The following is a 25,944-nucleotide window of genomic DNA, read 5'->3' as shown; positions in this document are numbered from 1 at the left end:
CCCGGCCGGCCGGGTCAGCGGGGCCAAGATACCGATTTAGCCGACCAGATGCGGCGGTAGCACCCGGTAGCGCCAGTTTTTAGTCGGCGGCCGCCACCCCAGCCGGAACCGCAGCCACCGCGGCAGCGCGTGGCGCGGCGTTACGCCCATCGGGAAAAGCGTGATGAGGTGCAGCAGCAGGCCAAACTGGATGGCGCGCAGGAAGGGGTAAAACCAGGAAATTGTTCTTATGAAATACTTTGTATTGAGGACAATGTCTGAACTGATGAGCCAGCCATAGCGGGGTAAATCCTGCCCAAGAAATATGGGTAGTGAGGAGGAATAATAAATAGCTACGATGGTACAAAAAACAAACGGTGGGCTTTTGAACGGAGGAAACAGATATTCGTGGCGAATCATCTGGCTTAACTGCCGAAATGCCATAAAGACCAGGAAAGTATTGCCTACTGCTCGGCTAAGCGTATTCATATTAGTAGTTATTCCATCTACCCATACGATACTTACAACGGTGCTAAAAAAAAATATTAGCCAGCCTGTTATAAGCCATTTATTGGTTTTGTTAGACGCTAAGTTGATAAATATTAAAGTCAGCCATGTAACATCACAGAAAGTGGAAAGTTGGAAAATGAAAATATTATTATGAAGTATTTTTCTGCCAAAAAAATCGATAACGTAAATTAACGCATCGCTTGCTAAGTAACCAAGCAGGGGCCGGAAAGCTGAACCAAGGTTCGTCTTCCGGCCCCATATGACCCCTAACAATAAAAGGCTGGCACTTTCCCCTATTCTAAGGAGTAGATTAATAGTGCTTTGCCAGTCGGCCATGGCGCGAGGGCTAAGACAGAGGACTGTTAGGGTCGCAAACGGGTGGGCATTTCATGGAACTATCTCCCACAATACCGTCATCGTACATCATCTCTCCATCAGCTCCCAGACGCGGTACGATGTCGTGGCCGTCCTTATCAACACCTACTACGAGCAGTTGTGATTCGTCGCGTTTGCCCTTTCCGTCTTTCGAGTTCTCTAGACCCATATAAAACCGCAGGCCCACGCAGCCTTCCTGGCTTTGAATTGTATCGAGCAGCTTATTGCCGAAGTAGTAGGCGTTGATGCGCTTGCGACCGGCTACTTCTGCTTCAGTAAGGGCCTCGGCGCGGTAGTTGGCGGTCCAGTCGGACGCCTCGGCTATCGGGATAGGCGCGCCGGCATCGGGGTTGAAGTCACGGATGGGGTCGTTGTTCTTCATGGAGTAATGATTTGTAGGAATGCGCAAAATGAGCACGCAAATACACTCATCGGAGAAAGCAAGAGCTACAGGAGTTGCGCTTTGGCTGGCCTTACCAGCCAAAAAGCCCGGCTGAGCAACATTGCCAATAGTAAGAGCAGAGCCGAACCAAGCAAGTACATCAGTCTGGCATTGTACTCGTCATTGAGGGTGATGTAATAGTTTGTAGTAAGGTATAGTAAGACGGTTCCTGATAGATATATAATGATTCCCGCAGTAGCTACAAACATCGGGATAAGGTGAATGTGCGTTCTTTCCTTTTGAATTACATTCTTATCAAGAAACACTAAACCCAAGCTAATGACTATGGTGCTCTCTGCCAGATTAGTGTAAGAGTTTATGCGCTGTAAGCCTTCTAGCCATAGAGAATCTATTATGGAAAATGCCGCGAAAAAAAGAAGAACGGCCTTAATTCTTTGCTTTATATGTGTATCTGTAAACTCGTCGTAATATATTTTGCTATATAATAGAGTTTCGCCAATAGTAGAAAGGTGAAGGATAGGTAGATTATAGCGAAAAAAGTAGGCGCCAGCACGTGCCAGCAAAAACATGCCGAATAGATAGGCCGGCAAATAAGCCATTGTCCGCATGCCTCCGTGCAAGTCGCCCTTACGATAAAAAGCCAAAGTGGCCGGTACAAGCATGCTGGTGTAAGCAATTACTTCTACTCCATCACATAAGGTTCTAAACCAGTCGGGGGTTTGCTGGAGAATTTGCAGCAGCATATTTTAACTATTCAGGATATTCTCCTCACTACAGCATGGAGGACAGGGCTGGTGATTCGTGCTCACGCTCACTGAAAGTTCAGCCTCTTGGATCGACCTCTTAGACTCCACACTCTGCAATGCCATGATCGGCGAAGCGGGCAGCATGTCGTGGTCGTTGGCATCGTAGCCGACCAGTACCAGTTGGGGCTGCCCGGCATCGTCGAGGCCGTAGTAGGCGCGCACGCCCACGCAATCCTTCTGGCTCAGAATGCTTTGCAGGGTTTCGGCCGACAAGCAGTGGGCTTTGATGCCGGTCGGATTCTGGTTGCGGTAGTTGCGGGTCCAGGCGCTGGCCTGCTGCAGGTCGTTGTTTGTCATGGGTGCACTACTCGTTTAGGGCAGATTAGAAGCACCAAATATAGGCGAAAGGGTATGACTTAGTAAGCTGCTCAGTTCTAAACATCCTGGATTATGGCTAAGCGAAATCGTCCGTGTCTTCCTCGTCTTCCAGATTCTCGAAAACCTGGTCGATGGCCTGTTCGGCCGAGCGGAGCTTGAGCTTACAGAGGCGGATGAGCTCGGCCGAGCGCTGCACCCGGCTCGTGAGGTCGTCCACGTCCACGGCATCGGTTTCAAGGGCCCGCAGAATGGTTTCGAGTTCCTCGATGGCCTGGCGGTAGGTGAGTTCTTTTTCCTTGGGGGGCATGGTAAAAGGGGGAAGCGGAGATGAGGGAGTTGTTTTTGGGCTTTAGCGAAGCCGAAGAGACGCCATCGATTGGAGTCTTTATACCTCTGTTAAAGTAGCAGTGGCAGCTGTCCGCCCACGCGGGCCGGTACCACCGAGGCGTCGGGCAGGCGCAGCAGCAGCTCCTGGCCTGGCCGTAGCGGGCCCGTGAGCGGCCGGCCCTTGGGCGTGAGCAGGCGCACAGTGCCGGGTTCGGGTGGGGTAGGGCGGGTTGTCACCGGTGCCGCGTGCAGCTCGGCCAGCCGGAGCTGCTGGCGGTGCAGCAGGCGCAGGGCAGTGAGCTGCAGGGCGTAGCGGCGGCGCAACAGCTGCTCGCGGCGGCGGCGGTGCAGGCGCCGGAAACGCTGGGCCAGGGCCCGGCCCCGCAGCCGCAGCAGTTGCTGGTGGTGGCTGAGGGTGTGGCGGGCGGCCCGGTGCAGCTGGTGGCGTCGCCGCCCCAGTTGCTGCTCCTGCTGGCGCAGCTGGCCCCGGGGTGCGGTAGCCGCCGCCCGGATGCGCTGGTGCAGTATTTCGCGCTGCTCGTGCAGCTGGCCCTGCACCGCCCGCCGGGCCTGCCGGAGCCGCCGGTTAAGCTGCTCGGCCGCCTGGCGCACCTGCTGCTGGGCCAGTTCGCGGATGCGGCCACCGTAGCCTTCCAGCGCCGCCTCCAGCCGGGCCAGCCGCTCGATGAGGTAAGCGGCTACGGCAGTGGGCGTTTTCAGGGCCAGATGGGCGGCCAGGTCAACCACGGCTTCGTCGCGCTCGTGGCCGATGCCGGTGAGTACGGGCAGCGGAAACGCACCCACGGCCGCCACCAGCCCAAAATCATCAAAGGCCAGTAAATCGGCCTTCGAGCCCCCGCCGCGGATAATCACCACGGCCTCAAACTGCCCCCGCCGGTTACGGATGGCATCTAGGGCGGCGCGGATGCTGGCCGGGGCGCCTTCGCCCTGCATGGTGGCCGGAAACAGCGTCAGGGCGAAATCGTAGGGCGCCTCCTGGAGCTGCTGCACGAAATCCTGCCAGCCCGCCGCCGTCGCCGACGATACCACGGCCACGCGCTGCACCCCGATGGGCAGCGCCAGACGCTGCTGCCGCGCCAGCAGGCCCTCGGCCTCCAGCCGCCGCAGGGTTTCGAGCCGCAGCCGGGCCAGGTCGCCCACGGTGTAGGTGGGGTCGAGGGCCAGCACGTCGAGGCTCAGGCCGAACTGCTCGTGGAACTTGACCTGCACCCGGAGCATGATTTTGAGGCCCGGCCGCAGCGTCAGGCCGGTTTGCTCCTCGAAGGTGGCCGCCAGCTGCTGGTAGCGCTGACTCCAGATGGTGGCGCGGGCCTGGGCCTTGAGTTGGGCTCCGCGGGCAGTGGTGTGCTGGTCGGTGAGGGTGAGGTAGCAGTGCGCGCCCACGGTGCGGGGCAGCGTGAGGTCGGAAATTTCGGCCACCACCCAGTAGGAGTCGGCAAACCGCTCGCTCAGCGTCTGGCGCACGCGGGCCAGCAGCTCGGCCAGCGGCAAAGCGGCGGGCGGCAGCGCCGGGCCGGCGCTGGCAGCAGAAGAGAGGCCCGGTTCGGGGCGGCGGTTGTAAAGCGGCATCAGGCGCAAGTTACGCAGGGGCAGGGTTTGGAGGGGATGGGGCGGAAAGAACTGTCGTGCTGAGCATGTGGCGCACAGAGCCAGCGACGGAGCGGAGTGGAAACATCTCTCTGCAATGCTCACGCTGTCCCGTCAGCCCCCCGCCCCCTAATTCCATCCTTTTTCTTAGATTTACTTCTCCACAATTCCTCATCCCATCCTTTTTATGAACCATAAGAATCCGTTTACCCTGGCGGCCCTGGCCGCGGCCGGCCTCGCGCTGGGTGGTTGCGCCAGCAGCCAGCCGGTTGCTTCTACCACCCCCGCCGCCACGCCCGAAACGCCCCCGATGGCGGCTCCCGCCCCCAAGGGCACGGGCCTGAACGTGGCCAACATCAATACCTCGGCCGACCCCTGCGACGACTTCTTTGAGTACGCCTCGGGCAACTGGCTCAAAAACAACCCCATTCCGGCCGCCGAAGTGCGCTGGGGCTCTTTCAACGAGCTGGCCGACAAGAACAACGCCGTGATGCGGCAGATTCTCGACGAGTCGGCGGCCAACACCTCGGCTGCCAAGGGCTCCAACGCCCAGAAAGTAGGCGACTTCTACGCCTCGGCCATGGACTCGGCCGCCATCGACGCGGCGGGCCTCAAGTACCTGCAGCCCGAGCTGGACCGCATCAGCAAGATTAAGACGCTAAAGGACGTGCAGGCCGTGCTGCCCCACGAAATGAAGCTGCAGACCGGCGCCTTCTACGGCGGCTATGTGGGCCAGGACGAGAAGAAGAGCGACGAGTACGCCGTGAACCTGTACCAGGGCGGCCTGAGCCTGCCCGACCGCGACTACTACCTCAAGGACGATGCCCGCTCCAAGGGCATCCGCGCGGCCTACACCACCTATCTGACCAACACGTTTAAGATGCTGGGCGACGCGCCGGCCACGGCTGCCAAGAACGCCGCCGCCGTGCTGGCCCTCGAAACCAAGCTGGCCAAGGCCTCCAAAACCCGCGTGGCTTTGCGCGACCCGCAGGCCAACTACAACAAGATGACGCTGGCCGAGGCCAACAAGCGCTTCCCCAACCTGGCCCTGCCCGCCACGCTCAAAGGAGTGGGCCTGGGCGCCGCCCAGCAGGTAATTGTTGGCCAGCCCGAGTTTTTTGCCGCGCTCAGCAATGTCATGAAACAGGAGTCGGTAGGCGACCTCAAAACGTACATGCGCTGGCACCTGGTGTCGTCGCTGGCCTCGGCGCTGCCCAAGGCCTACGGCGACGAGCAGTTCCGCTTCTCGCAGGTGCTGACCGGCGCCAAGCGCCAGCAGCCGCGCTGGAAGCGCATGCTGCGCTCGACCGACGGCGCCCTGGGCGAGGCCTTCGGGCAGGTGTACGTGGAGAAGGCTTTCACCCCCGAAACCAAGCAGAAAGCCCTGGTGATGGTGGGCAACATCAAAGCCGCCATGGGCGAGCATATCCAGAAGCTCGACTGGATGAGTGACGCCACCAAAACCGAGGCCCTGAAGAAGCTGGCCGCCTTCACCGTAAAAATCGGTTACCCCGACAAGTGGAAGGACTACTCGGCCCTGAATATCTCGCGCGAGTCGTACCTGAAAAACGTGCTGGCCGCCCGCGAGTGGAGCTACGCCGACAACGTAACCAAGTTCGGCAAGCCGATTGACCGGCAGGAGTGGGGCATGACCCCGCCCACGGTGAATGCCTACTACAACCCGAGCATGAACGAAATCGTGTTCCCGGCCGGCATCATGCAGCCCCCCTTCTTCGACCCCAACGCCGACGACGCCGTGAACTACGGCGGCATGGGCGCGGTCATCGGGCACGAAATCACCCACGGCTTCGACGACCAGGGCCGCCAGTACGACGCCCAGGGCAACCTGCGCGACTGGTGGACCAAGGAGGATGCCGACAAGTTCCAGGTGCGCGCCGACATGGTGGATAAGCAGTATTCGGCCTTCTCGCCGCTTGATTCGGTGTTCGTAAACGGCAAGCTGACCATGGGCGAAAACCTGGCCGACTTCGGCGGGCTGGCCCTGGCTTACTCGGCCCTGCAGAAAGCCAACGCCGGCAAAGACGTGCCCAAGTTCGATGGCTTCACGCCCGAACAGCGCTTCTTCCTGGCCTGGGCGCAGGTGTGGCGCACCAACGCCCGCCCCGAGTACCTGCGCCAGCAGGTCATGACCGACCCGCACTCGCCGGCCCAGTACCGCACCGTGGGGCCGCTCATGAACATGCCCGAGTTCTACGAGGCCTTCGGCTGCAAGGAAAACGCAAAAATGATGCGGGCCCAAGCCGAACGCGCCAAAATCTGGTAGCCTTTCGGGAGCTGTTAGCCTGTAGCTATTCGCTTTTCTTTCAGAGAAGCCCGGCAATTAAAAAAGCAGCCCGCACGATTGTGCGGGCTGCTTTTTTAATTGCCGAAAAGGCTGTTTCCGGGTTGTTATATCGGGGTTGTAGGGCAGCAACCATCATTCAAAAATAAGCTGGCTGTACTTTTCCGGCGCGCTTTTTCGTAGAGGAAAGTATGCTTACTATTCTTCGCGTTACCGGGCTGGGGTTGCTGCTGACGGCCGCCGCCTGCCAGTCGCAGCCCACGGCGCCCGCCGCCGCAACCACTTCCCCCATTGCGCCGGCGGCCCCGGTTCCGGCCGCTGCCATTCCGGCCACTGCTGCTGCCACTCCGTCGCGGGGGCTGCTGGCGGCGCCGCCCGATACCAGCCTGGTGCGCCGCATTCAGCACCCGCAACTCAACGACGTGTACGTGGTAGCCTACCAGCCCGGCGGTGGCACGGCCGAGCGCTACTTCTTCTACCGCGTGAGTAAAGCCGGCCCCGCCACCGTAGACCTGCTGCCCGCCCGCCAGGAGTCCACCGATCCGGCCGCCGACGTCAGCGCCGCCGGCTTTTTCACCGACAAAGCCCTGACCTACACCCGCGCCGAAGCCCTGGAACTGGTGCAGGAGCAGCCCGGCGACGTGCAGCACACGCGGCTGGTGGCGGTGCGGCGGTGAAGGGGTGAAGAGGGGATGGGGTGAGGAGGTGAGGAGTGTCATTCTGAGTGGCGCGAAGAATCTCGCGTGCCACAGTAATTCCTGACGACAGGGTTAGCATGGCACGCGAGATTCTTCGCGCTGCTCAGAATGACACCCCTTTTCCTCCTCACCCTTTTCCTCATCCATTACCCCATCCATCACCCTCTTTCCACCCCCCTCCTCACCCCATCCATCACCCCATTACTTCAGCACCTTCACCTTGATGCCCACGTCTTCTGTGGGCCATTTGTCCATGCCTACCGGCTCGTTGGCAATTTTATCGATGACATCGAGGCCCTCAACTACTTCGCCGAAGACCGTGTACTGGCCGTCGAGGCCGGGGGTGCCGCCCTGCGTGGCGTAGGTTTTCAGCTGCTCGGGCGTGAGGGGGCGGGCGGCGCTGGCCTGCGCCTGGGCGGGCGTCATCTTCTCGCCCTGTACAATGTAGAAGTCGTTGTTGGAGGAGAGTTTGCCGGGGTTCACCTCGCCATCGTAGCGGGCCATGGCCAGCGCGCCCCGCTTGTGCATGTGCTGGGGCCGGATTTCGGGCGGCAGCCGGTAGCTGCGCATGGCAATGGTGCGCCGTTCCGAGCCGCCGCCCTGGATGGCAAAGCCCTGCACCACCCGGTTGAACACCGACTCATCGAACACGCCCTTGCGGCTGAGCAGCAGGAAATTGGCCGTATGAATGGGGGTGTCGTCGTAGAGGCGGATGCGCATGTTGCCCAGGCGGGTCTGGAGCAGCACTTCGTGGCCGGGATACTGGCGGCCGTAGGCCAGCAGCAGCCGGGCGGCGTTGGAATCGGCCAGCGCCATCAGGTCGGGGCCGGGCACCTGGGGCGGCGGGGGTGGGGTGGCCGAATCGGCCGTTTCGGGCGGACGCTGGTTGCAGGCGGCCAGCAGCAGCGGCGCGGCCGCCAGCAGCGGGAGCAGGAAGGAGCGGGGGCGAATCATAGCAGCAACAGGAACAGTAACCGGCCGTGGGGCCGCAAAAAAAGGGTGGCCCGCCGGAAAGCGGAACCACCCTTAAAGGTAATGCCAAACCCGTATCGGGCCGGCCAGGCGGCTTCGGCCAACCCGGTTACCAGCCCGAGCCGGCGGGCGAACCCCAGCCGTCGTCGGCCTTGGCCTTGGCTTTGGGTTTGGCCGGTTTGGGGGCAGCCTTGGCTTTTTCCTTCACGGCGGGGCCCTCGGCGGGCTTCACCTTGGTTTTGACTTTGGTCATTGGCGCCGTGGGGGCCGGGGCAGTGGCCGGGGTGGCGGCGGGTGCGGCGGCGGGCCTGGCCTCCATGTCGGGCGAAAGCGTGGGCATGTCGCGGGCCGCGTTGATGAGGTCGGGGCGAACTTCGGGCTTCATGGGCTCCAGGGCCAGCAGGTCTTTCTGGTCGACGAGCACGTTCTCCTTCCAGGCGCTGAGCTGGTTGTCGAGCTGGTCTTTCTCGTCTTTCGACACCGGGCGCTTGAGCAGCTTGTTAAGGTCGGGCGAGCCGGCATCCTTCCAGGCCGTCAGCCACATGGAGGCTACCAGCGTGGGGGCCAGCTTCAGCCGGAAGGCAATCATGCCGCCCACCTGGTCGGCGTGGTAGGCATCGGCGAAGGCATCGGAGTAGGCGCGCTGGGTTTGGCCGTACTTGTGGCTGAAGACGTACTTGGTCTGGGGCGTGAATTTGCGGGTCGTTTTTTCCTCGTAGTCGAAGGTGGCCCCCAGGAAGCCGTACGACTCCTGCACTACCTGCCAGATATCGGCCAGCGGGTCTTTCAGGAGGCGGGCGGGCTCATTTTTGAGCTTGTATTTGCCGATGTGGCGCTCGGGCAGCTTGCTTTCCCAGAGGGCCAGCAAACCATCCTGCTTGCTGAGCTGGCCGTCGTAGTTTTCGGTGGTGCGCAGCGGCACGTAGGCGTCGGCCACCAAGTGGCTCAGCTCCGAGGAGAGCGTAAGGATGGCGGTGGTATCGGCGTCGCGGAAGGCGGTGGTGAGCTTGGCTTTGGTGTCGATGATGGCCCAGGGCAGCGTGCCGTACTTGCGCAGCGTGTCGGCCGTGTACTTGGCCACGGCCTTGTCCCACTCCTTGGGCATAATGCCAAACGGGTCGGTGCCGTAGTGGTCCATGGCAATAAAATGGCGGGGCGACTCGGTTATATCCCGGTCGAGGGCCTCGTTGCCGCCGGCGCTGCCGTTTACCAGCGCGGGCATGTGGCGGAAGTAGTAGTTGCGCATGGTGGCCGGCAGCGAGTACACGGCCAGCTGCGTAACGGTGCGGTGCGCAAACGTGCCCCAGGCCGGCGCCAGGTTGTGGCCCAGCAGCACGATAAGCAGGGTAAGTAGGAGTTTTTTCATAGCAGATTCCGACCAAAAGCTTGACGACAACGAAGATACAAGTTGGCCGCTAGTCGGGGGCAGAAAGCCGTATTTTCGGCCTCCTGCCCCCGCCCTGGCGTACTAGTCCCAACGGCCGACGCGGCTCCGGCCACGGCCGCGCCGTTTCACCTTTATCCTCAGCCAGCCCCGCGCCCCGCCCCACCCTACCCATGACGCTTATTTCCAAAAAGAAAATCATCTATCCGGTTGGCGAGCAGCTGCGGCGCTACCTGGTGGAGTACGACCGCGAAACCACGCTGCCCGTCACCTACGCCGATCTGGCCCGCTTTACCGGAGCCTACCCGCTGCTCAACCGCCAGGGCAACGACACGCTCTGGGAAACGGTGTATTACGAGCCCAACGCCCTGCGTGAATTAAGCGAGGGCCTGGCCGAAGTGTACGCCCTGCTTAAAACCGCCGGCGACCTTTCGTACACCCAGCACCTGATTGCCGACCGCGTCGACTACTGCCGCTTCGGCAACAGCCAGCCCTTCCGGGTGCGCATCGTCAACCAGCTTAACGACAACTACGACTATTTCTACGTGAAAAAGGCCGATGCCTCGCGGGTGTACGGCCTGGAGCTGGAGCATATTCTCTCGCCCAACAGCATCAACTACCTGCTCAACGGCAACACGCTCATCGAGGAGCACATTGCCGGCATCCCCGGCGACGACTTCATCCGGCTGCACCTGCCGCGGCCCCACCTCAACCAGGTGCGCATGGCCAAGGAGTTCGTCAAGTTCAACGAGCGGTGCTTCGCGCGGCTGCTCGGCGACATGCGGGCCTACAACTACATCATCGACGTAACCCTGGATTTCGAGGACGAGCAGTACCGGGTGCGGGCCATCGACTTCGACCAGCAGTGCTACGAGGGCAAGAAGAACATGTACCTGCCGCAGTTTTTCAAGGATAACCGGGCCATTGTGCAGCTGTGCAGCCGCCTGCTCAAGCCCGAAACCATCCGCCAGTACCAGGCCGAGGAGCGCACCCTCATGGGCCGCCGGGCCCGCTCGGAGCGCCACCGCCTCAAAGACCTCATCGACTGCCTGCGCCACGATACCGTGTCGCCCCGCGAGAAAGTCAACCAGCTCAAGCAGGAGCTCAACCGCCACCACGGCACCAAGCAGTTCAGCCGCTGCCGCGGCATGGGCGACATAGTGCGCCTGAACCTGAAGCTGATGCTGATTCCGCCCAAAAGGGCATGATGCTGTTATCCTGCCCCTGGCAACCGGCAACCGGCCCCTGGCAACTGGCAACCGACTCAGGCGGCGGCTTGCTGCTGGCGTTCCAGTAGCTCCAGCAATTTCTCGTAGATGAACTCGGCAGCCCGTTGGCGGATAGCGTCGGGCGCGCCGCTGAACTGCTGGCGGTACTCGTGGGCCCGGTCCTGGAACAGCACGGTTACGAACACCGTGCCCACTGGCTTGTCGGGCGTGGCCGACTGGCCGGGGCCGCAGAGGCCGGTAACGGCCACGCACACATCGGCGGTGGGCAGCTGGCGGTGCAGGCCCAGGGCCATTTCGTTGGTGGTCTGCTGGCTTTCGGCCGAGTAGGTGGCCAGCGTAGCTTTCTTTACGCCCAGCAGCTGTTGCTTGGCCTCGGCGTGGTAGGTAACCACCGAGCCGAGCAGCACCTCGCTCACGCCTTCGGCCGGGGCCAGTTGGGCGGCAGCCAGTCCGCAGGTGCAGCTTTCGGCCAGGGCCAGCGTCAGCTTCTGCTGAATGAAAAGTTTGACAAGTTGGGTCGGCAGGTCTTTTTTCATTGGAAAAGGAAAGGCTCGGCGGGAGGTGCTACAAGCGAAAACCCGGCGGCCGGGCGGGTCGTCGGGTTTTCTATCACTAGCAAGTACGTAGCCCGCCGGGGGCAGGGTTAGGTCGAGCTTGATGCGGAAACGTCGGCGGCCCTACGGCTGGTACACCACGCCCTGCTTCATCACGAAGCGCACCCGCTGCATGGCCCCGATATCCTGTAGCGGGTCGCCCTCCACGGCTACCACGTCGGCCAGCTTGCCGGCCTCCAGCGTGCCCAGGTTAGCCGACTGGCCCAGCAGCTCGGCCGCCGCTACGGTGGCGGTGCGCAATGCGGCCAGCGGCGGCATGCCGGCCTCCACCATATAGCCGAACTCCAGCGCGTTGGCCCCGTGCCGGAACACGGCCGCATCGGTACCGAACGCAATTTTAACGCCCATCTTATAGGCCCGCCCGAAGGTGCCCTGCAACTTGGGCCCGATGGCCAGGGCTTTGGGCGTGACGAGCGGCGGGTAGTAGTTCGGAATTTTGGCCGAGTCGGCCACCGACTTGCCGGCCGTGATGGTGGGCACGTACCAGGTGCCGCGTTGAACCATCAGCTTCATCGTTTCATCGTCCATGAGCGTGCCGTGCTCGATGCTCGTTACGCCCGCCCGAATGGCGCGCTTCATGCCCTCCGAGCCGTGGGCGTGGCAGGCCACGGCCAGGCCCAAATCGCGCGCCGTTTCCACCACGGCCCGAATTTCGGCCTCCGTCATCTGGGCCGCCGAGCCGTCTTTGGCTACGCTGAGCACGCCGCCGGTGCTGGCAATCTTGATGAGGTCGGCCCCGCGCTTGTACTGCTCGCGCACAGCCTGCCGGGCCTCGTCGGGGCTGTTAATCACGCCATCGACCGGGCCGGGTACGCCCATCAAGTCGAGGCGGTAGCCGTTGGTGGGGTCCATGTGGCCACCGGTGCCCGAGAGGGCCTTGCGGGCCGTGAAAATGCGCGGGCCCACTACTTTACCCTGGTTGATGGCATTGCGCAGCGCAATGTTTACGCCCGAGCCGCCCAAATCGCGCACCGTGGTGAAGCCGGCCAGCAACGTTTTGCGGGCATGCTCCAGCGAGCCGAAGGCCACATCGGCGGGATTTTCGGTGAACTCGCGCAGGAAATTGTCCTTGCTGGTTTCGCCCTCCAGGTGCACGTGGCAGTCGATGAGGCCGGGCAGCACGGTGCGGTTTTTCAGGTCGATAACCTGGTCTTTGGGGCCGGTGGGGGTGGAGTAGCCTTTCTCCACGGCCAGCACCCGGCCGTTTTCCACAATCACTGTCATGGCCGTTTGGGCGCGGTCGGCGCGCATGTCGAGCAGGCGGCCGCAGTGCAGGTAGGTTTTCTGGGCCAGCGCGGCCGAAGCCGGGGCCAGCAGGGCGCCGCCGAGCAGCAGGCCAGCGAGTAGGGGTTTGAGCATAAAGGCAGGGAAATGAGCCACAAAGAAGCTTGTTGCTGCGGAAGATAAGCGGAAAATAAACGCTGCAAGCCGACTATTTCCGGGGCAATCCGTACTTTAGGACGAGCTGTTGGCCCTTCGCCGGCAGCGGTCAGCCAAAAGCACTTTGGCTGCCCGGTGCAGAAAGCACCATCATTTTCGCATACTTTCCCCATTCTCCACCTTCAGCCCATTCCCAACTATGGCCACTCCCGAAGAATTTGAAGCCGCCGCCGTCCGCAGCAAAGAGCTGCCCGCCAAGCCCGACAACATGACCCTCCTGAAGATGTACTCCCTCTACAAGCAGGGCAGCGAGGGCGACGTATCGGGCGACCGGCCGGGCGGTTTCGACTTTAAAGCCATTGCCAAGTACGACGCCTGGGCCGGCCAGAAGGGCAAAAGCCAGGACGATGCCCGCCAGGAGTACGTCGATTTCGTGAATTCGCTCTTCTAGCGCTACAAGCCTCAAGCGGCAAGCGGCAAGCTTTACGGCCTGTCATCCTGCGCAAAGCGAAGGACCTTATTACGAGAGAACGAGTCGTTGTGACGATTACCGTTCAGGTGTAGTAAGATGCTTCGCTTTGCGCAGGATGACAGGCCGTAAAGCTTGCCGCTTGAAGCTTGAGGCTGGTAGCTTAAACTGCCGGCTTGGCCGGGGCGCCGGGCGTGGGCAGGTCGAAGGCCACGGCGTTGTGCTCGAAGTGGCCCTTGTGCGAACCGTCGCAGAACGGCTTATTGGCCGAGAGGCCGCAGCGGCAGATGCTGATTCGCTCCCGGCCACCAAGGCCGTACGGGTTGCCCTGGGCATCCACGATTTCGATATCGGTGCCCTCTACGCGGAGCGAGCCATTGCTGAGGACGGTGAGTTTGGTTGACATGGGCAGTGAATGAGTGAGGCAGTAAATGAGTGAACTGGTAATGTAGGCTGACCTATACGAGCGTTTGCGCAACTCCGCCATCAGCAGGCAGTAGCCTTCTAAGCCCTAAGCCCTAAGCCCTAAGCCCTAAGCTCCTTGCGCATAACGTAGTCGTTCATCCAGTAGGGGCCAATGGCAATGTCTTCCTCGCGGTGGCGCTGAAAGCCCAGGTGCTCGTAGAAGGCCAGCGCGGGGTTGTGGCGGTTTACATTCAGGTCGAGGGTGTGGCCGCCGGCGGCGCGTACGGCTGCCTCCACGGCCTCCACCAGCTGCTGGCCCAGGCCCCGGCCCTGGTGCGAGTGCAGCACATAAATCTTTTGCAGCTTGAAGAGCCCGGCCTCATCCAGGGCCGAAAACGAGGCATAGCCGGTGGGCTGATCCTCGGTGTAAGCCAGCAGAAACTGGTGCCCCTGCTCGTGCATCTGCCGCTGTAGCGAGGCATCGGTGTAGATAACGCGGTACATGTACTCAATCTGCTCGCGCGAGATGATGAAGCGGTAGGTGGGCTCCCAGGTAGCTTCGGCCAGGGCCAGAATAGTGGGGATGTCGGCGGCGGTGGCGGGCCGGATGTGCGTGGAAGCGGCGGAGGAAGCGGGCATAGGGGGCAAAAAACGGGATAATCCGGCGCAAAACCGAACCCTTTGGGCGCTTTCGGTAGTTTTGGGCCGGAAATTGCCCCGCGGCTGCCCGGCTGGTCCGCTGCGGCGGCCCGGTATTGGTTTCAACTCCCAACATACTGCTATGACTTCTTCTGCCCCCAAAACTGCTCTTTTCACCGCTCTGCTGCTGAGCGCCGGCCTGCTCACGGCTCCGGCCGCCCAGGCCCAGCAGCCCGCCAAAAGCGGCTCCAATCTGGAGCGCAGCCTCTATGACTTCGGCGACTGGGTAGGCCGGCAGGTTGACCGGGCCGAGGCCGCTACCCGCCGCGAAATGCCCAGGGTAACGGCCGAGTTCGACCGCCGTAGCCGCCGCCTCGACCGGGCCGCCGACAGCCTTTCGGCCGAAGGCAAGCGCGAGTACGCCGCCCAGAAAGCCCGCTATCAGCAATGGGCCACCCGCCAGGACAGCCTCGACGCCGCCCAGCGGCCCGCCACGCCCGCCCAGGCCCAGGCGCGCCTGCTGAACGAGAACGTGAACATCAGCCGGGTGCGTGCCACCGAGCTGACCGGCCTTTACCAGCGGCTGGTGGAAACCATGCGGACCGAGAAAAAAAGCTGGTCGCAGACCGACTGGACTACAGCCAGTGAGGTGCTGGGCCGCCTGAACGCCCGCTATGAGCAGGTGCGCACCCAACTGCCGCTGGAAGAGCGCCTGCGCATCCGCACGCTGCAGGGCGAATTCCGGACGCTGGAAAAGGCCCGCGGCGTAAAGGATTCCATGCGCGACTAAACGGTGCCCGACTCCGGCAGGGCGGCCTCCTGTTCCAGCCACTGCAAGGCGCTGGGCAGGTCATGGAAAATTTCGATGCGCATAGACGGCCCCAGATACTCCACGAACCGGTAGCTGGCCAGCTGATTGTGCATGTCAGGCGTGAAAATGTAGGCCACCGCATGCAGGCCACCCGCCAGTACCTGCGGCAGCCACTCGTACTGCAGCCAGACGAGCGCCTCGCTCCAGTCGCCGGTGGCCTGGCTTTTATCGTTGAGCAACAGGTGGTACGGGTGCGTGGCGCTGAGCTGCTGTGTGGCGCGGGCTACGGAAATCACCTGCTGGCCCGTCAGGTTGCCGAACCAGTGCACTGCCAGCAGCCGCTGGCGCGCATCGTGCTCGATGCGCGCCAGCGGCTGTCCACTGTCGTCGGTGATGGTGCTCAGCAGTTGTAGCTCGAACGCAGGCATAGAGAGCTTTCGGCAAACCGTAAGATGATTTCATGTAAATATAGCATTATTGGCGGCCAGCCCAACGGTAGACCGCCCGTGCGGCGGGAACCGCTATTTTTGCGGCTCTGCTTTTCGTTTTTCGCTCATGCACATTGCAATAGTTGGCAACATCGGGGCCGGCAAAACCACCCTGTCAAACAAGTTAGCGCACCATTTCAACTGGGAGGTATTTCTGGAAGATGTGGACGATAACCCCTACCTGAAGGATTTCTACGACGATATGCCCCGGTGGGCGTTCCACCTGCAGGTGTATTTTCTCAACAGCCGCTTCCGCCAGACCCAGCAGATAAAAAAGCTGCAGCAAACCAACAAAGGCATCATCCAGGACCGCACGATTTACGAGGACGCCCATATTTTTGCGGCCAACCTCAGCCAGTCGGGCCTGATGACGGAGCGCGACTACCAGAACTACCTGGGCCTGTTCAACTCCATGATCAGCATGGTTGATCCGCCCGATCTGCTGCTTTATTTGCGCGCCGACCTGCCCAAGCTGGTGCAGCAGATTGAGCGCCGGGGCCGCGGCTACGAGAACAACATCAAAATCGACTACCTCAAGCACCTCAACGAGCACTACGAGGAGTGGATTAGCAGCTACAGCCAGGGCAAGCTGCTCATCGTCGATGTCAACAACCTCGACTACGTCAATAACCCCGAAGACCTGAGCATCGTCATCGACAAAATCAACAGCACCCTGTTCGGACTCTTTTAGGGGAAGTCCAAGAGAAAGGGTAAAAAGTAAAAGCCGGTTAGCGGTAAGTCCAAGAGACAAAGTAAAAGCCGTTGAACGGGCCAGGCGCCAAGGTTCAACGGCTTTTACTTTTTCTCTTGGACTTCATTTTACCCCTCCAGCGCCTCGTTCAGAAAGGCTACCAGCGGGCGGGCGGCCTGCCAGGCTGCGAGCACGCGGTCCGGAAAGTCGGGCCGCACTACTTCCGAGTCGGGGAAGTGCTGCAACACGAAGAAGCTTTTGAGCCGCAGCCACTCAATGTCGGGGTCGGTGCGGTCGTAGCCTTTGGGCGCGGTTTTGAGGGCCTGGGCCATATCGAGGCCCTGCGGGAAGTGGCGCAGCAACTCCGGCTGCTGGCGCAGGGCGTGGAAAGCGGGGGCGTTGTAGTGGATTTCCTGCCGGATGCGGGCCAGCTCGGCGGCATCAGGCAGGCGGCGGCCGGCGCCCACGTAGGTGCCGCCGCCGGGCTGCACGGCCACAAAGTAGCCCGCCCGCGGGGCGTGCCGGCCACCCGGCTTGAAACCCGCACCCATGTGGCGCTTGTAGGGTTCGGGGTCGAGCTGCGAACGGTCGTTCTTGTTGATGCGGAACATCAGGTCGGTGGCCCGCAGGCCGCGCAGGTCGGGCTCCAGGTCGGCCGAGGCCAGCCGGAGCAGCTCCTCAACGAAGGCCGCATACCCGGCGCGGGCGGCGTGGTAGCGGGCGCGGTGCTCATCCATCCAGCCCTTGTTGTTGTGGGCGGCTAAATCGCGCAGAAAGTCGAGAACAGGCGCTAAATCCATAGATATTTATGCAAACCGGCCGGGGCGTAAAAAAGCCCCGCACCGCTAAGCGATACGGGGCCGTGCGGGCCGAAGTTGGCCGCCGCCGCTGCGGAGCCGCCCTATTTGCGCCCCAGCGCCTGCCCTTCGCTGAGCGGCGCGCGGTTGTTGAGCGCCCAGCTGAACGAAAGGTACTCGACGCTGGCCGTGGGCAGCACCGGGGTGTGGGCGTAGCGGTTGATGAAGGCCAGCAGCTGCGGCCCGGCGCCGAACTCGGTGGCGTAGGAGTGAAACAGGGCCGAGAGCCGGGCCTGCTGCGGGGTCAGCTGGTTGAAGTCGGGGTTGTTGATGAAGCGGCTGGCCTGCTGGTCGAGCTGGCGGTTGAGCTCGGAGGGGGTGTAGGCCTCGGCCAGCATCGGAGCGGCCGAGGCGGCGCCATAGTTGAGGGCGAAATGGATGCGCGGGTCGCGGAACTGCTGGCGCAGCTGCTGCTCGATCTGGTTGAGCGAGTAGTTCTGCCCGCCCACGTTCACGACCACCGTTTCCCAGGGCGACTCGTAGCCACCCACGACTTTAACGCGAATGTCGTTGATGCTGGCCAGCGGGTAGTTTTCGAGCACCAGGTTGGCCGCGGCGGCATTGTAGGTGTTCAGCCAGAACGCCTTGGTCTGGTCGGGCGTCCAGTTCTCGGCCGATGGGCGCACCTTGCGCAGGCTTTGCAGGTAGCCCAGCAGCTGCTCTTCATCGTTGAGCAGGCCCTCGTAATCCAGGCGGCCGTCGGGGGTTACGTGCAGGCGCAGCAGGCTGGTCCAGGGTTTTTGCAGCTGCTCGAACCGCGCATCGTCAACTGTTGTAACCGGGCTGGCAAAGCTCACGGAAGCCAGCAGCAACAAACTTAGCAGGAAGGGCAACAGGCCCGAAGGCAATAGTACATGACGCATGGGCCAGACAGAAAGCGACCAGGAAATAGGTTTTATCCGGGATGCCATTGGTTTATCAAAAGTATAGGTTTTTCCCTGCTTGGCAAAATGCAATCAAATCAAAAGATTGAATTATTCGCCCAAATTGGGAAAAAGCCCTGCCGACTCCGAAAAGTGCGGGCTGAATTGCCGGCCGGCAGGCAGAAGCCGGGAAAGCCTGAGCAGCCAAAAGTGTGCCGTTGCTTTCCCCGCGGCCCGGAAGCCCAGGGTAAACGCAACGACCGGCTCCATAAGCGCTGTCAGGGCTGTTTAGGCTACCGGCGTCTTGTGGCTGGCTACGGCCACCAACTCGCCTACGCGCAGCCGGCCCCGGCTGCCGCTGGTTACATTCTGGCCGAACATGGCGCTGCCATCTTCGGTGCGGTAGGCGGCCAGCGTGCGCAGTGGCTCGCCCAGCGGGCTTTTCCGGGCCGTGGCCGGGTTGATGGTGGTGAGCACGCAGCGGCCGCAGCCGCGCACGGCCCGGAAAGCCAGCTCACCAATCTGAAACCGGTCCCAGTTGTCTTCGGCGAAGGCCTCGCCGCCACTGAAGACGAGGTTGGGCCGGAACCGCTCCATGCCCACGGGCTCGGCGAGGCGGCCGTTGAGGTCGGCCAGCGAGGCCTGCCCGATGAGCAGAAACGGGTAGGCATCGGCGAAGCTTACCAGCTGACCCTCGGGGTTGAGGGCGGGCTCGGTGTCGCGGCGCACCATATCCGACATGTATACCAGCTTGCAGGGCTGGCCCAGCGCCTCGGTAAGCCACTCGTCGCACTCGGGCCGGGCCCGCCAGGCAAATACCATATCGTCCCAAACGGTTACAAACAGCGTTTTTTCGGGCGTGGCCTCGAATGGCACGTAGAGCGGCAGCAGCTCGGGGCGCTGCTGGTGGCTGAGCAGGAAGCCGTTGTAGGCGGGGGTCACTTTGAGGTTGGCCATGGCTGTGGTCTGCCGCTGGGTCATGAAGCGGTTCTGCGCGTCCACGATCAGCCAGCGGCGGTCGTGGCGCAGGCCGCGCGGCTCCACTACAGCCTCGGTAACGCGGATGCCGCCCAGCGACTTCACCGGGTAGATGTAGAGGTCGGTGAGCACCATGTCGTCTTTCGTTTTTTGCTGTTCGGTGTTCGTCATCAACTGGGTACTGGTATGGGCCGGCTTCATCAAGCCCGAAAAACGAGCAACAAATAACGGGAAACGAATTTTTAGTGCAGCGGCCGCTTCTTGATCATGCCGCCTTTGGTGTCTTTCACGCTGTGGAATACCATGAACGCCTGGCGGTCAATCTGCTCGACTTCGGACTTGAGCTGGCTGAGTTCGAGGCGGGTAACGACGGTGAACACGATGTCGATGGGGCTGGGCTGGTGGCCGTGCGAGCCGTAGCCGCGCTTGCCGCTGTAGATGGTGGCGCCGCGGCCCAGCTTCTCGGTAATCATGCGCCGGATGGCATCGGAGCGGCCCGACACGATGGTGACGCCGGTGTACTCCTCCACGCCGTCAATCACGAAATCGACGGTTTTGGCGGCCGAGAGGTAAGCCAGAATCGAGTACAGCGCCGTTTCGATGGACAGCACGTAGGCCGCCACGCCAAAGATGACGATGTTGAAAAACAGGATGATGTCGCCCACCGTGAGGCTGCTGGTTTTGCTCAGGTAGATGGCCATGATTTCGGTGCCGTCGAGCACGCCGCCGCCGCGCATGGCCAGCCCGATGCCGGCTCCCAGAAAGAAGCCGCCGAACACCGAAATCAGCAGCTTGTCTTCGGTCACTATCGGAAACGGCACGGTGGCCAGCACCACGGCCAGGCCCAGCACGCTCAGCAGCGTGCGGATGGCCACGCCCTTGCCCAGCTGCCGGCCGGCCATAATCATGAAGGGCAGGTTGAGCACGACAATCAGGGCCGAAAGCGGCAGCCCGAACACCTGCCGCAGCAGCAGCGACACACCCGTTACGCCCCCGTCGAGGAAGCCGCCGGGCAGCAGAAAGCTTTCGAGCCCGAAACCGGCGCAGAACACGCCCAGGGTAAGAAACAGGGCGTTGGTAATCTGTAGTTTCCACCAGCGCCGCCCCCGCCGCCCCGTGCGGCGGCTGCGCTGCGGCGCGGGCAGTTGCGCCGGCGAGTCGCCGGCGGCGCGCAGGCGCTTACGTAGGAGCATCAGTTGCGGAATAAGCATGGGCGGTGAGCAGGTAATAAGGCAATGCGGCGAGCAGGAAATGAGGCAGGATGATGTGTAAAGATAACGGCCATCCTGAACGCAACGAAGGACCTTGCTCCGGCAGCATAAAGCGTTGTGGTGTGTGGGCGGCCGGAAGAAGGTCCTTCGCTGCGCTCAGGATAAGAGGCGGCTCTTGCTGTTTCCCCCTTAGCTCAGCTCACTTCACGGCTTTCTCCTGCTGGGCCAGCTGCACGGCGCGATAGAGGTTGACGATGCCGCCGGTGCTGGAGAGGTCGGCGAAATCAACCAGCTTATCGGAGCCGGGCTGGCGCACCTGGGTGTGGGTGGGCTGGGCCGAGGCCAGGATCAGGCGCTTAAGGTCGGCGGCGGTAAGCTCGGGGAAGTAGCTCTTGAGCGTGGCGGCAATGCCCGACACCACCGGGGCGGCCATGCTCGTGCCGCTCAGGTTGCCGTAGCGGCCGCCGGGCAAAGTCGAGTAAATCTGGTTGCCGGGCGCGAATACATCGACCTGGGTTTTGCCGAAGTTGGAGAAATCGGCGGCCAGGCCGGCGTCGTTGTCGCGCGAGGAGGCGCCTACCGTAATCAGGTTGGGGATGCGCTGGCCGTTGAGGAACACCGGGGCCGGGTACTGCAGCTTCTGGTCGAGGTTCTCGTTTTCGTTGCCGGCCGAGTGCACCAGCAGCACCCCCTTGCTGTCGGCGTAGCGGATAGCCTCCTCCACGGCCGCGCGCTGGGGCGAGTAGTACTTGCCAAAGCTCATGTTGATAATGCTGGCGCCGTGGTCGGCGGCGTAGCGGATGGCGTTGGCCACGTCCTTGTCGCGCTCGTCGCCGTCGGGCACGGCGCGCACGGCCATCAGGCGCACCACGGGCGGCGCAATGCCCATAATGCCGAGGTTGTTCACGCGGTCGGCCCCGATGATGCCGGCCACGTGGGTGCCGTGCAGCGGGTCAGGCCCGGCCACGTCGGCGTTGCCGTAGAGGCGCTGCTTCACGTTGAAGGGGTCGTCGCCGACGATGGGGCGGGGGTTGTAGCTCAGGTTGAGGCCGTAGTCGAGCTGGTCCTGGGTTTCCTTCAGGCCGTTTTTCATCTCGGTCAGAATATCATCGAGCGAGCCGAAGCCGGTGTTGAGCAGCAGTCCGTAGAGTTGGCCCGACAGCTGGCGCAGCTTGGGGTCGGTGGTGGGCGGGTTGCGCAGCGTGGCCGTGTCGATGCGCTCGACGCCCAGTTTCAGCCGCAGCATATCCGATACGGCCACGTTCTCGGCGTACACCTGGCTGTACTGCTTGAGGCGGTCGGTGTTTTCCTTCACCTTGGCGTCGTAGCTTTTCTTCACCTTCAGGTACAGGTCGAAGTCGGCGCGCTCGGCGGCGGGCACCCCGGCGCGGCTCTTGCCCTTGAAGCGGGGCTGCAGCTGGGCCAGCAGGCGGGTTTCTTCGAGCTGCTCGAGGTTGATGTTGCGGCCGTCGGGCCCGCCCAGGTAGTTCCAGCCCCACACGTCGTCGGTGAGGCCGTTCTTGTCGTCGTCGAGGCCGTTGCCGGCTACTTCGCGGGCGTTGTGCCAGAGCATGCGCTTTAAATCGGCGTGGGTGGTATCGATGCCGGCATCAATGACGGCCACCACCACCGGGGTGGGGGTGCGGCCGGCCAGCAGCTCCTGGTAGGTGCGGTTCACGCTCACGCCCATCACGCGGTCGGCGGTCGGGTCGAGCAGGTACCATTGCAGGGTGGCGGCGGCTTCGGGGGTGGGCGGCGCGGGGAGGGCCGGGGCTGCGGTTTGGGCCGACGCCAGCAGGGGCAGGCTGAGGGCCAGGCCCAGCGCGCCGAGGCGCAAACGGGCAATAAGAGGAAAGGACATGCGCAAAAAAAGGATACTGTAAAGGAAGCGGACCAGCAGAAAAAAAGCGGGGGCAAGCGGCGGGTCGCCCACGCAAAAATAGCACGGGGCCCGTCGGCCGGCGGCTTACCAACGTGCATTTGGCCCCGGCCGACGTACGGAGCCGGTAGTTTTTTGGCCGGCCGCGTGCAATAACCGCGCCCGTGCCCGGCAACCGAATCCGGCCCGCCGTGCGTAAATTTCGCCTCCCACTCCCGTTCTTCCCACTTATTACCCCTCCTAATGCCCCAGTACGCCGAAATTTTTGAGCGCAACCGCCAATGGGTGGCCGACTGCACCGCCAACCGGCCCGATTTTCCCGCCTCACTGGCCGCCGACCAGCAGCCCGACTACCTCTATATCGGCTGCAGCGACAGCCGCGTAACGGCCGAGGAGCTGATGGGCCTTACGCCGGGCGAAGTGTTCGTGCACCGCAACATCGCCAACCTGGTCATCAACATCGACCTCAACGCCATGTCGGTGATTGAGTACGCCGTGCGCCACCTGCACGTCAAGCACATTGTGGTGTGCGGGCACTACGGCTGCGGCGGCGTGAAAGCGGCCATGCAGGCCCAGGACCTGGGTATCCTCAACCCCTGGCTGCGCAACATCCGCGACGTGTACCGCCTGCACCACCGCGAACTGGACGCCATTGCCGACACCACCCTGCGCTACGACCGGCTGGTAGAGCTGAACGTGCAGGAGCAGTGCATCAACGTGGTAAAAACGGCCATCGTGCAACAAGCCTACCTGCAGGACGGTTTCCCGACGGTGCATGGCTGGGTGTTCGACCTGAAAACAGGCTTGCTGAAGGATTTGAACCTCGATTTCGAGCACATCCTGCACGACATCCAGGAAATATACAACCTCAGCGACCAACCCGGCTGGCACCCCACCGGCGCCGCTCCGGCCGCCAGGTAGCACGGAAGCCGTAGCGCGAAACGGAATTTCGCGCTACACTCCCACACCTGCAACCCGCCGCTTCGGCCCGCATCTTTACCGCGCTTGTTTCCAGCTTTCCGAATGACCCTTCGCTGCCCCCTCCGCGCCGCCGCCCTGCTGCTGGTGTTGCTCACGCATTCACTCCTTCACGCATTCACGGCGCAGGCTCAGGCCCCCAAAACGTGGTCGTCGGGCGAAATTCTGCTGGGGCTTAAGAAGCTGAACGTGCTGGGCTCGGCCCTTTATATTGCCGCCCACCCCGATGATGAGAACACCCGCCTGCTGGCCTACCTGGCCAACGGCCGCCTCGTGGAAACCGGCTACCTGAGCTGCACCCGCGGCGACGGCGGCCAGAACCTCATCGGCCCCGAGCTGCGCGAGGGCCTGGGCGTCATCCGCACCCAGGAGCTGCTGGCGGCCCGCCGCGTCGATGGAGGCCGGCAGTTCTTCACCCGCGCCAACGACTTCGGCTTCAGCAAAACGGCGCAGGAAACCTTCACCATCTGGGACAAAGAGCAGGTGCTGGCCGACATGGTCTGGGTGATTCGCCAGCGCCGGCCCGACGTCATGATAACCCGCTTCCCGCCCGACGCCCGCGCCGGCCACGGCCACCACACGGCCAGCGCCATGCTGGCCATCGAGGCCTTCGATGCCGCCGCCGACCCCAAGCGTTTCCCCGAACAGCTCAAGTCCGTGCAGCCCTGGCAGGCCAGGCGCCTGCTCTGGAACACCGGCAGCTTCTTCGTGAAGCCCGGCGAGGACATGAGCCAGTATCTGAGCGTGGATGCCGGCGGCTACAACCCGCTGCTGGGCCGCAGCTACGGCGAAATTGCCGCCGAAAGCCGCACCAAGCACAAAAGCCAGGGCTTCGGCTCGGCTGCTCAGCGCGGTGAGGCCCCGGAGTATTTCCAGCTGCTGAAAGGCGCGCCCGCCAAAACCGACCTGTTCGACGGCGTAGACCTGACCTGGAACCGCGTACCCGGCGGCGCGGCCGTGGGCAAGCTGGTGAACGAGGTGATTCGGAACTACGACGCGAGCAATCCGAGTGCGAGCGTGGCAGGGCTGCTGAAGGTGAGGGAGGTCTTGCAGAAGCTTCAGCCTGTAAGGGGGAATTATTGGAAGGATGAAAAGCTGGGTGAGGTCAACGAGCTAATTCAATATTTACTTGGGTTGTACGCGGAAGCTATTTCCGGTGAAAAGACGGTAGCCTCTGGACAATTAATGACGATTACTTTAGATGTGCTTAAACGAACTGATATTTCGATTCAGCTAGTTGGAATCGGTCAGGTAAATGGGCAGGCGAAGGATTCTATATTTGCTAATCCTTATCCACTTGATAAACCATTTCGCTCAGTTATCCGCAACTGGCGGATGCCAGAATTTGTGGAAAGCACACAACCTTATTGGCTGCGTGAGCAAGGGACAGTCGGCATGTATGCTATTCCCAAATTCCTGCCAGTAGCTAGTTTGCCAGCAGGGAATGGAAGGGTTGATGTTTCTCAGGTTATTGATGAAACTTCGGCCGCCAAAACCGGAACTGGGATTTCTCGCAGTAGCCTCATAGGTGTACCAGAGAATCCAAATCCCGCAACTTTGACGCTGCTATTCAGGATAGGAGTTGAGAGTTGGCGTATGAGCGTCCCCGTCCAATACAAGCACACCGACCCCGTGCGGGGCGAAATCTACGAGCCGCTGACGGTGGTGCCGCCAGTGATGGTGAACCTCGGCGGGCAGGCCTTCGTGTTTGCCGACCAGCAGCCCAAAACGGTGCCCGTAACCTTGCGGGCCGGCAAGGCGGGCGTGAAAGGCAACGTGGCCCTGACGCTGCCGGCCGGCTGGCAGTCGGAGCCGGCCAGCATTTCGTTTGATTTGGCGGCCAAGGATGCCGAGCAAACTGTGCAGTTCCAGGTGCGGCCGGGGGCGGGGGCAAAGGAGGGCCGCGCCGAGCTGCGGGCCGTAGCCAACGTGGACGGCCAGGCGTATTCGCGTGGCTACCAGGTAATTGCCTACGAGCACATCCCGACCCAAACGCTGTTTCCCGAAGCCACCGCCCCGCTTGTCAAGCTCGACCTGAAGCGCCGGGGCCAGCAAATCGGTTACCTGATGGGGGCCGGCGACGAGGTGCCCGAGGCCCTGCGCCAGATTGGCTACACCGTTACGCTACTCAAGCCCGACGAGCTCACCGACACCAACCTGCGCCGCTTCGATGCCGTGGTGCTGGGCATCCGGGCCTACAACACCGTCGAGCAGCTGAAAACCCGCCAGCCGGCCCTGTTGAAGTACGTAGAAAACGGCGGCAACGTGGTGGTGCAGTACGTGGTGAACCGCGGCACGGTGCTGCCCGAAATCGGCCCGTACCCGATGACTCTGGGCCGCGACCGGGTGACGGTGGAAGGCGCGCCCGTGACGCTGCTCAACCCCAAGCAGCCGCTGCTCAATGCCCCCAACCGCATCAGCCCCCAGGATTTCACCGGTTGGGTGCAGGAGCAGGGCCTCTACTACCCCGAGAAGTGGGACCCCCGCTACCAAACCGTCATCAGCAGCCACGACCCCGGCGAAACCCCTAAGGAAAGCGCTATTCTGGTGGCCAACTACGGCAAGGGCCACTACATCTACACGGGCCTCTCGCTGTTCCGCGAGCTGCCCGCCGGCGTCCCCGGCGCCTACCGGATATTGACAAATATGGTGTCGTTGGGGAAGTAGCTTCGTGCTGGCGTGCACCTCACAATACCGGGAACCGGCAACTTCTCGCGCCAACTATTCTCATTCTTTAGCTGACTGGCCGTTACGGCACCAGCTTATCAAC

Annotated in this window: 26 protein-coding genes; 8 read left to right on the top strand and 18 right to left on the bottom strand. The window is 62.2% G+C overall.

The features are described from left to right. Nucleotides 1–36: 36 nt before the first annotated feature. From BMY67_RS12310 to xseA, 6 genes are all read right to left on the bottom strand, one after another. Nucleotides 37–825 carry a hypothetical protein gene (locus BMY67_RS12310; RefSeq protein ID WP_092771995.1) on the bottom strand — a complete coding sequence of 263 codons (789 nt, stop codon included), beginning with the start codon at nt 823–825 and terminating at the stop codon, nt 37–39. A gap of 10 nt (nt 826–835) precedes the next feature. Beyond that, on the bottom strand, nt 836–1,246 hold the full coding sequence (locus tag BMY67_RS12305) for a hypothetical protein (protein WP_092771993.1): 411 nt from the start codon (nt 1,244–1,246) through the stop codon (nt 836–838). A 65-nt stretch (nt 1,247–1,311) separates the two neighbouring features. Beyond that, a complete protein-coding gene (locus BMY67_RS12300; RefSeq protein ID WP_092771991.1) occupies nt 1,312–2,010 on the bottom strand; it encodes a hypothetical protein in 699 nt (232 codons plus the stop codon). Between the two features lie 3 nt (nt 2,011–2,013). Further along, entirely contained in the window at nt 2,014–2,370 is a 357-nt protein-coding gene (locus BMY67_RS12295) for a hypothetical protein (RefSeq protein WP_092771989.1), read from the bottom strand. Nucleotides 2,371–2,467: 97 nt separating this feature from the next. Beyond that, on the bottom strand, nt 2,468–2,698 hold the full coding sequence (gene xseB / locus BMY67_RS12290) for an exodeoxyribonuclease VII small subunit (RefSeq protein ID WP_092771987.1): 231 nt from the start codon (nt 2,696–2,698) through the stop codon (nt 2,468–2,470). 89 nt (nt 2,699–2,787) lie between these two features. Continuing rightward, a complete protein-coding gene (gene xseA / locus BMY67_RS12285) occupies nt 2,788–4,308 on the bottom strand; it encodes an exodeoxyribonuclease VII large subunit (protein WP_092771985.1) in 1,521 nt (506 codons plus the stop codon). Nucleotides 4,309–4,513: 205 nt separating this feature from the next. Between xseA and BMY67_RS12280 the strand changes: the two genes are divergently transcribed. Beyond that, a complete protein-coding gene (locus BMY67_RS12280) occupies nt 4,514–6,610 on the top strand; it encodes a M13 family metallopeptidase (protein ID WP_092771983.1) in 2,097 nt (698 codons plus the stop codon). A 209-nt stretch (nt 6,611–6,819) separates the two neighbouring features. Beyond that, nucleotides 6,820–7,305: a hypothetical protein gene (locus BMY67_RS12275; RefSeq protein WP_143069811.1), complete on the top strand. Its 486-nt coding sequence runs from the start codon at nt 6,820–6,822 to the stop codon at nt 7,303–7,305. Between the two features lie 222 nt (nt 7,306–7,527). On the opposite strand, the gene BMY67_RS12270 is transcribed toward BMY67_RS12275, so the two are convergent. Beyond that, entirely contained in the window at nt 7,528–8,280 is a 753-nt protein-coding gene (locus tag BMY67_RS12270) for a peptidylprolyl isomerase (RefSeq protein WP_092771979.1), read from the bottom strand. Between the two features lie 127 nt (nt 8,281–8,407). Further along, a complete protein-coding gene (locus BMY67_RS19750) occupies nt 8,408–9,664 on the bottom strand; it encodes a phospholipase C/P1 nuclease family protein (RefSeq protein ID WP_092771977.1) in 1,257 nt (418 codons plus the stop codon). Between the two features lie 191 nt (nt 9,665–9,855). Between BMY67_RS19750 and BMY67_RS12260 the strand changes: the two genes are divergently transcribed. Beyond that, nucleotides 9,856–10,890, top strand: coding sequence for a hypothetical protein (locus BMY67_RS12260; protein ID WP_092771975.1), 1,035 nt, complete (start codon nt 9,856–9,858; stop codon nt 10,888–10,890). Between the two features lie 56 nt (nt 10,891–10,946). On the opposite strand, the gene BMY67_RS12255 is transcribed toward BMY67_RS12260, so the two are convergent. Together BMY67_RS12255 and BMY67_RS12250 are read right to left on the bottom strand one after the other, a co-directional pair. After that, nucleotides 10,947–11,447, bottom strand: coding sequence for a CinA family protein (locus BMY67_RS12255; protein WP_092771973.1), 501 nt, complete (start codon nt 11,445–11,447; stop codon nt 10,947–10,949). Nucleotides 11,448–11,588: 141 nt separating this feature from the next. Next, on the bottom strand, nt 11,589–12,884 hold the full coding sequence (locus tag BMY67_RS12250) for an amidohydrolase family protein (protein ID WP_092771971.1): 1,296 nt from the start codon (nt 12,882–12,884) through the stop codon (nt 11,589–11,591). Nucleotides 12,885–13,104: 220 nt separating this feature from the next. Here BMY67_RS12250 and BMY67_RS12245 point away from each other — a divergent pair, with 220 nt between their 5' ends. Further along, a complete protein-coding gene (locus BMY67_RS12245) occupies nt 13,105–13,356 on the top strand; it encodes an acyl-CoA-binding protein (RefSeq protein ID WP_092771969.1) in 252 nt (83 codons plus the stop codon). A gap of 181 nt (nt 13,357–13,537) precedes the next feature. Here the strand turns inward: BMY67_RS12245 and BMY67_RS12240 are convergent, their stop codons facing one another. After that, nucleotides 13,538–13,780, bottom strand: coding sequence for a CDGSH iron-sulfur domain-containing protein (locus BMY67_RS12240; protein WP_092771967.1), 243 nt, complete (start codon nt 13,778–13,780; stop codon nt 13,538–13,540). A gap of 119 nt (nt 13,781–13,899) precedes the next feature. Continuing rightward, nucleotides 13,900–14,418, bottom strand: a complete 519-nt coding sequence (locus tag BMY67_RS12235; RefSeq protein ID WP_092771965.1) for a GNAT family N-acetyltransferase — start codon at nt 14,416–14,418, stop codon at nt 13,900–13,902. Nucleotides 14,419–14,560: 142 nt separating this feature from the next. On the opposite strand from BMY67_RS12235, the gene BMY67_RS12230 reads away from it, so the two are divergent. Continuing rightward, complete coding sequence (locus tag BMY67_RS12230; RefSeq protein WP_092771963.1) at nt 14,561–15,208, top strand: hypothetical protein; 648 nt, start codon at nt 14,561–14,563, stop codon at nt 15,206–15,208. Here BMY67_RS12230 and BMY67_RS12225 read toward each other — a convergent pair. Further along, nucleotides 15,205–15,657: a hypothetical protein gene (locus BMY67_RS12225; protein ID WP_092771961.1), complete on the bottom strand. Its 453-nt coding sequence runs from the start codon at nt 15,655–15,657 to the stop codon at nt 15,205–15,207. The two genes, BMY67_RS12230 and BMY67_RS12225, sit on opposite strands and share 4 nt — an antisense overlap. A gap of 127 nt (nt 15,658–15,784) precedes the next feature. Between BMY67_RS12225 and BMY67_RS12220 the strand changes: the two genes are divergently transcribed. Continuing rightward, nucleotides 15,785–16,408, top strand: coding sequence for a deoxynucleoside kinase (locus BMY67_RS12220; protein ID WP_092771959.1), 624 nt, complete (start codon nt 15,785–15,787; stop codon nt 16,406–16,408). Between the two features lie 128 nt (nt 16,409–16,536). Here BMY67_RS12220 and BMY67_RS12215 read toward each other — a convergent pair whose 3' ends face one another. The 5 genes from BMY67_RS12215 to BMY67_RS12195 all read right to left on the bottom strand — a co-directional run bounded on the left by BMY67_RS12215 (nt 16,537) and on the right by BMY67_RS12195 (nt 22,178). Beyond that, entirely contained in the window at nt 16,537–17,208 is a 672-nt protein-coding gene (locus tag BMY67_RS12215; RefSeq protein WP_092771957.1) for a DUF2461 domain-containing protein, read from the bottom strand. A gap of 101 nt (nt 17,209–17,309) precedes the next feature. Next, on the bottom strand, nt 17,310–18,128 hold the full coding sequence (locus BMY67_RS12210; protein WP_177189808.1) for a DUF547 domain-containing protein: 819 nt from the start codon (nt 18,126–18,128) through the stop codon (nt 17,310–17,312). 288 nt (nt 18,129–18,416) lie between these two features. Continuing rightward, entirely contained in the window at nt 18,417–19,277 is an 861-nt protein-coding gene (locus BMY67_RS12205; RefSeq protein ID WP_177189807.1) for an MOSC domain-containing protein, read from the bottom strand. Nucleotides 19,278–19,348: 71 nt separating this feature from the next. Then, entirely contained in the window at nt 19,349–20,317 is a 969-nt protein-coding gene (locus BMY67_RS12200) for a YitT family protein (protein WP_092771951.1), read from the bottom strand. A gap of 199 nt (nt 20,318–20,516) precedes the next feature. Next, on the bottom strand, nt 20,517–22,178 hold the full coding sequence (locus BMY67_RS12195; RefSeq protein WP_245745033.1) for a S8 family serine peptidase: 1,662 nt from the start codon (nt 22,176–22,178) through the stop codon (nt 20,517–20,519). 261 nt (nt 22,179–22,439) lie between these two features. Between BMY67_RS12195 and BMY67_RS12190 the strand changes: the two genes are divergently transcribed. Both BMY67_RS12190 and BMY67_RS12185 read left to right on the top strand, forming a co-directional pair. Next, on the top strand, nt 22,440–23,117 hold the full coding sequence (locus tag BMY67_RS12190) for a carbonic anhydrase (protein ID WP_092771947.1): 678 nt from the start codon (nt 22,440–22,442) through the stop codon (nt 23,115–23,117). Between the two features lie 102 nt (nt 23,118–23,219). After that, entirely contained in the window at nt 23,220–25,841 is a 2,622-nt protein-coding gene (locus tag BMY67_RS12185; RefSeq protein ID WP_092771946.1) for a PIG-L family deacetylase, read from the top strand. Nucleotides 25,842–25,944 lie beyond the last annotated feature (103 nt).

The organism is Hymenobacter actinosclerus, from assembly GCF_900111515.1.
GTDB classification, from domain to species: domain Bacteria; phylum Bacteroidota; class Bacteroidia; order Cytophagales; family Hymenobacteraceae; genus Hymenobacter; species Hymenobacter actinosclerus.
The sequence above is the reverse complement of the archived record's forward strand: the minus strand, read 5'-3'. Positions and strand labels throughout refer to the sequence as shown.